Origin of the sequence: Microbacterium sp. P03 (genome assembly GCF_043556235.1) — a bacterium.
GTDB lineage: Bacteria > Actinomycetota > Actinomycetes > Actinomycetales > Microbacteriaceae > Microbacterium.
In genome coordinates, this window is record NZ_JBIGIM010000005.1 from 268829 (window position 1) to 278660 (window position 9832).

The window sequence follows — 9832 nt, forward strand, 5'->3', positions numbered from 1 at the left end:
GTCAGCGCTCCTGGAGGGCGAGAAGACGGTATTGGATGATCGACGCGACGGCGACGAAGATGGCCAGGACAACGGCGAGGGCTGCGGCATAGCCGAAACGTCCGAGCGCGAACGCATTCGAGTAGATCAGAGTGGAGATGGTGTTGGTCGCACCGCCCGGTCCGCCCTGGGTCATGACGAAGACCTGATCGAACAGCTTGAGTCCGCCGATGAGGGAGAGCATCACGTTGATCGTGATCGCGGGTGCGAGGAGCGGACGGATCACGGACCAGAATCGTCGGATCGGGCCTGCCCCGTCGATGGCCGCCGCCTCCAGGACCTCCTCGGGAATGCCCTGCAGGCCGGCGAGGAAGATCACCATGGAGTAGCCGACGAACTGCCAGAACATGACGATGATGATCGACCAGATGGCCACGGAAGGATCGCCGAGCCAGTTCTGCTGAAGCGCGCCGAGCCCGACCGATTCGAGGATCTGGTTGATACCGCCTTCGGGCGCGTAGAGGTTCTTCCAGAGGAAGCCGACGGCGATGGACGTGACCACGACGGGGGCGAAGATCAGCACCCGGAGAATGTTCCTCGTCTTGATACGGGAGTTGACGGCGAGTGCGATCAGCAGCCCGATCGCGTTCTGGATCACCGTCACGGCGAAGGCGATGAGGAGCGTGTTCCTGATCGCCGTGAGACCGTTCGGGTCCGACCAGATGCGCGCGAACTGATCGAGGCCGACCCAGCTGGGGTCCAGAGAGACGCCGTCCCAATCAGTGAAGGCGTAGAGGCTTCCGCGGATGCTGGGGTAGACGACGGCGAAGACGTAGAGAGCCGCTGCCGGCAGGACGAACCACCACACGGAGTGGGCGAACCCGCGATAGGGACGTCTTGCGCGCGGCCGCTTGTCCAACCGCACAACTGGTACTGCTGCCATGGTGTTGCTTCCTAACTAGGGACCTTCATGGTGCGGGTCGCAGTGCCAGGGTCGTGAACACCCCGGCACTGCGACCCGGAAGGTCGGCTGGCCTCAGCCCTTGAAGGCGTCGTCCATCTGCTTGAGAAGGTCGGATGCGGAGGTCTGGCCACCGAGGAAAGCCTGGAGGCCGTCGACGTAAGTCTGGTTCACGACGGCGTTAGGCCAGGTCTGGTCGGGGAAGGAGAACGTCTTGTCCCCCTGCGCCTGCTCGGTGACGCCGGCAAGAGCCTCGGGGGCAGCGAAGCCGTCGACCGGTGCGCTGGGGAACATCGATCCCGTGGTGAGGGCGATGTTCAGCCCCTCTTCGGAGAGGTAGAAGTCGACGAACTTCTTGGCGAGGTCGATGTGCTCAGACTTGGCGTTGACTCCGTAGCCGGCACCGAGTCCGACGGGGAGAACCGTCTCGGACGCGTCATCGGTCGCGGGGAAGGCTGCCGTCTCGAACGTGGTTCCCTCCGGTGCCATCTCTTCGATTGCGCTGATCTGGGGGCTGACCGTCACGATGCCGAGCGCTTCGCCCTTGGCTACCTGGCCCTGAGCGACCTCGAGGCTCGTTCCCGTGGCGTCCGCGCTGAAGCAGCCGGCATCCGTGAGCTCGCGATACTTGTCGAGCACGGTCGTCCACTCCGAATCGCTGAACGACGCGTCGCCCGACGTCTGCTGCTCGACGAAATCGGGGTTCGGGCCGTAAACCAGGGTGGCGGACAGGGCGTACGGGAGGTAGTTGTAATTGCCTCCTGCCAGCGCACCCAGGGCGAAAGCGACCTTGCCTTGGGCCTTCGCGGTGGAGCAGAGGTCGAGCACTTCGCTCCAGGTCGTCGGTGCGGTGGCGCCGACGGCCTCGAGCGCTTGCGTGTTGTAGACGGCGGGAATGATCGTGAACCCATTCGAGCCCATCAGGATCTTGTCGTCAGCGCCCATGACCGCCTTGTTGGCGTCGTTGTAGTTGCCCACCCATTCCGCGTCGCTGAGGTCAGCGAGGTAGTTACCCTTCGCCAGGACCTGCGCGGCGATGGGGCCGCCGTTGCCGGGGAACACGACAACGATGTCGGAGGCTGTGCCCGAGACCAGTTCGGTGTTTATCTGGGTGGTGATACCCGGCCAGGGGAGACCGGTGTAGTCGATGGTCACCCCAGGGTTGTCGGCTTCGAACTTCTTGATGAGCGCCGCGGCGATGTCATCGTCCGCCCACGCCGACATGGTGAGGACGGTGTCGCCGTCTGAGCCGCCGCCCGAGCCGGACTGTGGTCCGGAAGAGCAGCCGGCCAGGCCGAGTGCCAGCGTCGTCAACGCGACGACGGGAAGTGCTGCTGCTGTTGCTTTTCGCATGAAATGCTCCATTGGACTTCAGGGTGATCCCGGCCTATCGCCCGGGGCGGGTTGTGCGTCATCGGCGGAGAAGCGGCACGGTGGCGCGTTCATGACGATAAGCGGCTTGTCCAGCTTTTGTCAACCGGTCTACGTTCCCGTTATCCGTTCGATGTAGATCGATCGACGTATCATGAAGTCATCTCGCTCTTCGCGAGGGGGATAGGCGGCGGATACTTCCGCGACAGAGGAGTTCACCGATGACGGCACCCGACGTGCAGCGGAAGTCGCGTCCATCGATGGACGACGTCGCCGCGGCCGCGGGCGTCTCCAAGGCCGCCGTGTCGAAGGTCATCCGCAACGCCTATGGCGTCAGCCCGGGAATGCGAGCGAAAGTCGAATCTGCCATCGACGCACTCGGGTATCGCCCGAGTATCGCTGCCCGCTCGATGCGGGGGGCGAGCTACACGATCGGCTTCGAGATTCCGCAACTCGGAAACGACTTCTTCACGCAGATCATGCAGGGCGCCGCCGACGAGCTGGGCGGATCGGGGTACCAGCTGATCATCGCTCCCGCCATCGGCGACCTGAAGGGTGCGCCCGTTTTGAATGCGCTCGTCGACCGGCAGGTGGACGGTTTCGTGGCGATCTCCCCGGAAGTAGCCCCCGACTGGCTCGAGCGCCTCGGGCTCGACATCCCGATCGTGCTCCTGGGCCGGCACGATCCCTCGATCAACTACGACACCGTCACGAACGATGATGCCCGGGGCGCCGAGCTCGTCATGGAGCACCTCTTCGAGCTCGGCCATCGCCGTATCGCGCATCTCTCGATCACCGCGTATCCGCAGGTGACGGAAGACCTCCTCCCCCACACCATTCGGCGTCGCGCCTATGACGCCGCGATGGCCTCGCGCGGTTTGTCACCGCGATCCGTGTTCTCCGGGCCGCTGGAGCCCGAGGCGTACGACGCGAGCATGGGTCTTCTGAGCGCGTCCGACCGACCCACCGCGATCTTCGCCGCGAACGACACACTCGCCATCGGCGCGCTCCGTGCGCGAATCGAACTGGGCCTCACTGCCGCAGACGTTTCGATCGCGGGCTATGACGACATCGACCTGGCGTCTCATCCGATCATGTCCCTCACCACCGTGGACCAATTCGGCCGTGAGTCTGGCATCCGTGCCATTCGGCTGCTGCTCGAGCGTATCCAGCAGGGTCGGACGGAGGCGCGTCACGAGGTCATCTCGCCGGAACTGCGCGCACGCACGTCTACGCAAACGGTGTGACCGATCCCCGCACGTCTGAGGACGTGTATCGGTTGACACGATGGCGTCCTCGTGCGTACGGTGGTCGAATCGTCGATGTAGACCGGTGCACAATCCGGGTGGAGGCACAGGATGACCGGCTCACCGGAAAGCGCTTACGAACACGCCTCGCAGACGGGCCCTGCATTCGTCGATGAGCTGCTGAGGTCGATGACACTTGCCGAGAAGGTCGGCCAGATGATGCAGTCGGACGCACGGGGCGACCTCGATGATCTCGTCTCCCGCCAGCTGGCCGGGTCGCTTCTGCACGCTTCGCCGGAGCGTATCGACGAGGCGGACCGTCTGGTCGCGAAGACCCGCCTCCGCATTCCTCTGCTGATGGCCGACGACTGCATACACGGCCACTCCTTCTGGCCGGGCGCGACCATTTTTCCGACACAGCTCGGAATGGCCTGCACATGGAATCCCGAACTCGTCGAACGAGGCGCGCGCGCCACGGCGATGGAGGTGTCGGCCACGGGCTTGCACTGGACCTTCTCCCCCGTGCTGTGCATCGCCCGAGATCCGCGCTGGGGTCGCGTCGACGAGACATTCGGCGAGGACCCCCACCTGATCGGCGAACTCGGCGCTGCGATGATCCGCGGGTACCAGGGGGCGGGTCTCTCTGATCCCACCGCGATCCTGTCCACCGCGAAGCATTTCGCGGGATACTCCGAGACGCAGGGTGGCCGGGACGCCAGCGAAGCCGACCTCAGCCCACGCAAACTTCGATCATGGTTCCTGCCGCCCTTCCAACGGGCCGTCGAGACCGGATGCCGCACCTTCATGCTGGGGTACCAAGCCATTGACGGCGTCCCGATCACCGCGAACAAATGGTTGCTGAAAGACGTCCTCAAGGGCGAGTGGGGGTTCACCGGCACCCTGGTCACCGACTGGGACAACGTCGGCCGGATGGTGTGGGAGCAGCATGTCTGCGCCGACCACGTCGAGGCGGCGATCGTCGCCGTCGAGGCCGGCAACGACTTCGTGATGACCACCCCCGAATTCTTCGACGCCGCCCGGCAGGCTGTGACAGACGGGCGCCTTGAGGAGGCCCTGATCGATGACGCCGTGCGCCGCATCCTCACCCTGAAGTTCGACCTGGGGCTCTTCGGCAACGCCCGCCGGAGCAGCCGGCCGGGACGAAGCGTCATCGGGAGCGTGGAACACGCGCGGATCAATCTCGAGATGGCCCGCCGCTCCCTCGTCTTGCTTCGCAACGACGGGATCCTTCCCTTCCAGCCCTCGCCCGACGCATCCCGACCGCCGCGCATCGCTGTCATCGGTCCGAACGCCGATGATCAGCATGCCCAGCTCGGCGACTGGGCCGGGGCTTCGGGTCAGATTCCCTGGCTGCCGGAAGGACATCCCCGCGAGCTCACCACGACCGTCTTGGACGGGATTCGGCTGATCGCGCCGAGCGACTGGTCCGTCACCTACGCTCGCGGAGCAGACATCGGTGAAGAGCGCCCCGACCCCGCAGGTGAGGTACTCCGGGACGGACAACCCCGCCCCCAGGTCTTCGTCCCGTCGTCGCCCGACCCGGTTCTGATCGCCGAAGCCATCGAGGCAGCCGCGGGAGCGGACTGGGCAGTCGTCGTCCTCGGCGACACCGTCGCCCTCACCGGCGAGAGCAAATCGACCGCGACCCTGGAACTGCAGGGAGCCCAGGCCGCACTGTTGAACGCGCTGGTCGAGACTGCTACCCCCGTCGTCCTGGTTCTCGTTCATTCCAAACCCAGCGTCCTACCCGAATCCGCCCATCGCGCCGCGGCGATCATCGAGGCGTTCAATCCGGGAATGCAGGGAGGTCGAGCAATCGCAGAGTTGCTCACCGGAGTCATCGACCCCTCTGGGCGTCTTCCGATCTCCTTCCCGCGCCATGCGGGCCAACTGCCGGTCTACTACAACACCGTCCGCGGCCAACACGGAGAACGGTACGCCGACCTCACCCAAGAGCCCCTCTTCGTCTTCGGTGAAGGCCTGAGCTACACCACCATCGAATACTCCGACCTCCGCTTGACGAGTTCCGAGCTCGACCCCGATGACACCGTCGCCGCGACGATCACCCTCGAAAACACCGGGCAACGCCCGGCAGTCGAAACCGTGCAGGCATACATCAGCGATCTCGTGACCAGCGCCACCTGGGCCGAGAAGGAGCTCAAGGCCTTCACACAAGTGACCATCGAGCCTGGAGAGCGAAGGGACGTGACCGTGACGGTTCCCGTCTCGGCATGCAGTATCGTCAACGCCGCCGGCACGCGAACGGTGGAATCGGGCGTATTCGAACTCCATGTCGGGCGCAGCTCGCGACCGCGCGACCTCCTCACGAAAACCTTCATCGTGAACGGCGCCCCCGCGTGACAGCGCAGGCCGAAGTTCCGGCCCCATCTCGCTGAGCTGCGAGTGCACGAGGTCCACGCCCACCAACGAGAAAGATTGCTGATGTCCTCCCCGACCGCACGATTCATCGCCGCAGATGCCGAGCCCGAAAGTGCTCCGCTGTTCCGGCGCGAGTTCTCGCTCGAGCCGGACCATGGCGCCGTCGTCTCGGCCACGCTGAAGCTCAGCGCGCTGGGAATCTGCGAGGCCTGGATCAACGGGATGCCAGTCTCTGACGATCTGCTCACACCCGGGTGGACGAGCTACGAGTGGCGAGTTCACTACGTCGAGCACGACGTGACCCGCCTTCTGGCGCAGGAATCCACGATCGCCATCGCGGTCGGCAACGGCTGGTATCGCGGAAGGCTGGGATGGATCGAGACGCGACGGTACGGACGTGAGATCGCCGCCTACGCTCAGCTCGTCGTAGATTACGCCGACGGATACCAGCAACAGATCGTCACGGACGATACCTGGAGAGTCGGCGGCAGCGAGATCACCTTCAACGACTTCTACGACGGCCAGCACATCGACGCACGGCTCCACGACGACCGTTGGAAGAGCGCGGGATTCGACGACGCGTTATGGGGTCGCACGCACGCTGTCGACTTCGTTCCTGAAAGGTTCGACCAAGACCCGGCACCACCCGTCCGTCGCGTCGATGAACTTCGGCCACGGCAGATCTGGAAGAGCCCGAGTGGCGCCACGCTCGTCGACTTCGGCGAGAACATCGTGGGATTTCTCCGTGTACAGGTCCGTGGACCGCGCGGAGACCGACTGACACTCCGTCACGCGGAAGTCCTCGAAGACGGTGAACTCGCCGTGCGCACACTCCGCTCAGCGTCCTCCGTCGACAGGTACATCTTCAGCGGTGGGGACGATGCGTTCGAACCGACATTCACCTTCCACGGTTTCCGCTACGCCGAGATCACAGGCTGGCCGGGAAGCGATGATGACATCACCGCAGCAGTGACCGCGATCGTCATCTCCACCGACCTTCGCCGCACCGGACTCTTCGAATGTTCCGTTCCCGAACTGAACCAGCTGCACGACAACATCGTTCGCGGGATGCGCGGCAACTTCATCGACATCCCCACGGACTGTCCGCAACGCGATGAGAGGCTCGGCTGGACTGGCGACATATCCGCATTCGCGCCCACGGCCGCATTCCTCTTCGATGTCAAGGAGTTTCTCGCCGACTGGCTGCAGGATCTTGCCCTCGAACAAGCCCATCATGATGGCGTCGTGCCGTATATCGTGCCGGACATCCTCAAGAACGCGACCATCCCCCAGCCGGGTGCGGGAGCGGAGGAGGCCGCAGCATTCTGGAGCGACGCCGCCGTCTGGGTACCGTGGGCGCTGTGGGAGGCCTACGGTGACGCGCGCATCCTCGCCCGCTCTTTCGAGTCCATGCTCAGCCACGGCCGGCGGGTGCAGTCGCTGCTCTCACCCAGCGGGGTTTGGGATACAGGGTTCCAGTTCGGAGACTGGCTCGATCCTGACGCTCCCGCAGACAGCCCCGGTTCTGCGAAAGCCGATCCCGGCGTCGTGGCCACTGCATGCGCGTATCGCACAGCTCACCGAATCGCCGCGTCCGCCCGCATCCTCGGGCACGTTGCGGAAGAAGCTGAATTCACTGAGCACGCGCACCATCTTCGAGAAGCATTCGTTGCCGAGTACGTGCGTGGTGATCGCATCCACAGTGACTCGACCACCGTGTACTCGCTGGCGATCGTCTTCGGCCTCCTCGATGAGACGCAGCAACAGTGGGCCGGTCGCCGGCTCGCGGAGCTCGTCGCCGACAGCGGCTTCCACATATCGACGGGTTTCGCCGGCACGCCCTTCATCGCCGACGCGTTGACCTCGACGGGTCATACCGCCACCGCCTACCGCCTGCTTCTTCAGCGCGAGTGCCCGTCGTGGCTCTACCCGGTCACGATGGGTGCGACGACGATTTGGGAGAGGTGGGACTCGATGCTTCCGGATGGCAGCATCAATCCGGGGGACATGACGAGCTTCAACCATTACGCGCTCGGAGCTGTCGCGGATTGGATGCATCGGGAGATCGGTGGCATCGCTGCCCTCTCCCCCGGCTACCAGCAGGTTCTCATCGCGCCCAAAATCGGACCAGGCATCGACTGGGCACGCACATCTCTCAATTCACCTCACGGCACGGTCAGCGTGCAATGGGAACGAGCCCGCGACGTCATCGACTTCGAGATCGTCCTCCCGACGGGGACGACGGCCGTATTCGAGTGGCCCGATCACCTCGAACGGGTACTGACCCCCGGCATCCATCGCATCTCCGTCCCGGCCCCCGCTGAACTCGAAGCGGCAGCGTGAGCAAGCCCTCAGCCGACTGACGGCACTGGTCTTTCGTCAACCGGTCGACGAATTCGCGTAAACCGATTGACGAGCTCCTCGGCGACGGGTGAGACTGGAGATTCTCGCTCGATGGCCCGGCCGCAGCACACAACTGTGCGCGCCAGGTCGACGGGACTGATCAAGGAGGATCGATGAGAACGTCATTTGTGCTCGCCGTGGCCGCAACCGTGCTGCTGGTCACCCCGTTCGCGCCACCGCTCCCGGCGCATGCCGCTGATGCTCTGGACGGATCCGATTTCCTCACAGCAGACGGGAGCGTTCTGCGGACGGGGTCCGGGTCGGGGGATGTGATCAACCTTCGCGGGACGAACGTCGGCGGCTGGCTGGCGCAAGAAGACTGGATGTCGCCTCTTGGCGAGTTCGCCATCGATCGGCACGGTTGGTCTGCCACCGTATCTTCGGGAGAGGCCGCGGCGGTCTTGGACGGATCGCAGGCCACGAGGTGGACGACCGGCGAGCTACAGTCCGGGACCGAGTGGCTGCACCTCGATCTGGGTGCACCGACGCAGTTCAATCGACTCTCCCTCGATGACAGCGGTGCGTCTGGCGATTTTCCGCGCGCACTCGTCATCGAGGTGTCCTCGGATGGCTCCACGTGGGAGTCCGTCGCGGCCCAACCCGGAACGAGTGGCGTCACCACCGTCAAGTTCGCGATGCAGGCCTCGCGCTTCGTTCGCCTTACTCAGACATCGACTGCCGAGTACTTCTGGTCCGTCGGAGAGCTCAATCTGTTCCTCGACCCTGTTCTGACGAACCCGCCGCAACGCGTCGAGGCTTTTAGCAGCGGTCCTGGCGTGACGCCGTCTGCAGCAATGGACGGGGCGCTTTCCACCGTGTGGCAAAGCGGGGTCCCTCAAGCGCCGGGACAAACCGTGACCGTGGATTTCGGTCGATCTGTGCAGATGGATCGGGTGCTGGTCGACTCGGGCGCGGCGCATCCGGACGATTACCCGCGGCAGTGGGAGCTTCAGACCTCCGATGACAACGCCATCTTCACGCCGGTGGCGAGCGGGTACGGCACGAACAGGATCGTCGAGGCGGATTTCAAGGCATGGAAGTACGCGAGGTATCTGCGCATCGTCTCCCATGGCGCTGCTTCGGAGTGGTGGTCGATCGCGGAGGTATCGATCTCGACGGGAAACATCCTCGATCGCTCCACGTGGGAGATCACTGCCTCGGAAGGCTCTGCTCCCACCAACGCTCTGGACGGCGACGTCACCTCGCGATGGACGACGGGGGTCGCCCAGAACCCCGGGCAGGAGATCGAAGTCGATCTTGGCGCCTTGGTCACGTTGAACAACGTCTCCATCGACACGGCACGAGACGCCACAGACGAAGGCGACTGGGCTCGCGGGTACCGCTTGGATGTGTCGCGTGATGGGGTGTTGTGGTCGACGGTGGCGGTGGGGGTGGGTTCTGTGAAGGCGACGAACATCGGTTTCACTGCGCAGGCCTTGCGGTTCTTCCGGCTCACGCAGACCGGTACGGC

6 protein-coding genes are annotated in these 9832 nt (G+C 64.5%); 4 read left to right on the forward strand and 2 right to left on the reverse strand.

The genetic code is table 11. From position 1 onward, the window contains the following. Position 1: 1 nt before the first annotated feature. Positions 2–922 carry a carbohydrate ABC transporter permease gene (locus tag ACFXOO_RS14260; protein WP_378841983.1) on the reverse strand — a complete coding sequence of 307 codons (921 nt, stop codon included), beginning with the start codon at positions 920–922 and terminating at the stop codon, positions 2–4. 93 nt (positions 923–1015) lie between these two features. Beyond that, complete coding sequence (locus ACFXOO_RS14265; RefSeq protein ID WP_378841985.1) at positions 1016–2293, reverse strand: ABC transporter substrate-binding protein; 1278 nt, start codon at positions 2291–2293, stop codon at positions 1016–1018. Positions 2294–2532: 239 nt separating this feature from the next. On the opposite strand from ACFXOO_RS14265, the gene ACFXOO_RS14270 reads away from it, so the two are divergent. The 4 genes from ACFXOO_RS14270 to ACFXOO_RS14285 form a co-directional block, all read left to right on the forward strand. Then, the gene (locus tag ACFXOO_RS14270) at positions 2533–3558 is read left to right on the forward strand and encodes a LacI family DNA-binding transcriptional regulator (protein ID WP_378841986.1); all 1026 of its coding nucleotides are present in this window, start codon (positions 2533–2535) and stop codon (positions 3556–3558) included. A 111-nt stretch (positions 3559–3669) separates the two neighbouring features. Continuing rightward, a complete protein-coding gene (locus tag ACFXOO_RS14275; RefSeq protein ID WP_378841988.1) occupies positions 3670–5940 on the forward strand; it encodes a glycoside hydrolase family 3 N-terminal domain-containing protein in 2271 nt (756 codons plus the stop codon). A gap of 81 nt (positions 5941–6021) precedes the next feature. After that, the gene (locus ACFXOO_RS14280; protein WP_378841989.1) at positions 6022–8301 is read left to right on the forward strand and encodes a family 78 glycoside hydrolase catalytic domain; all 2280 of its coding nucleotides are present in this window, start codon (positions 6022–6024) and stop codon (positions 8299–8301) included. A gap of 173 nt (positions 8302–8474) precedes the next feature. Further along, positions 8475–9832, forward strand: a 1358-nt coding sequence (locus ACFXOO_RS14285; RefSeq protein WP_394563918.1) for a discoidin domain-containing protein, incomplete at its 3' end; no start/stop codon positions are given.

Coding starts and splice junctions, on each gene's coding strand:
- ACFXOO_RS14280 (WP_378841989.1), top strand. CDS start 6,022: ATGTCCTCCCCGACCGCACGATTCATCGCCGCAGATGCCGAGCCCGAA.
- ACFXOO_RS14275 (WP_378841988.1), top strand. CDS start 3,670: ATGACCGGCTCACCGGAAAGCGCTTACGAACACGCCTCGCAGACGGGC.
- ACFXOO_RS14270 (WP_378841986.1), top strand. CDS start 2,533: ATGACGGCACCCGACGTGCAGCGGAAGTCGCGTCCATCGATGGACGAC.
- ACFXOO_RS14260 (WP_378841983.1), bottom strand. CDS start 922: ATGGCAGCAGTACCAGTTGTGCGGTTGGACAAGCGGCCGCGCGCAAGA.
- ACFXOO_RS14265 (WP_378841985.1), bottom strand. CDS start 2,293: ATGCGAAAAGCAACAGCAGCAGCACTTCCCGTCGTCGCGTTGACGACG.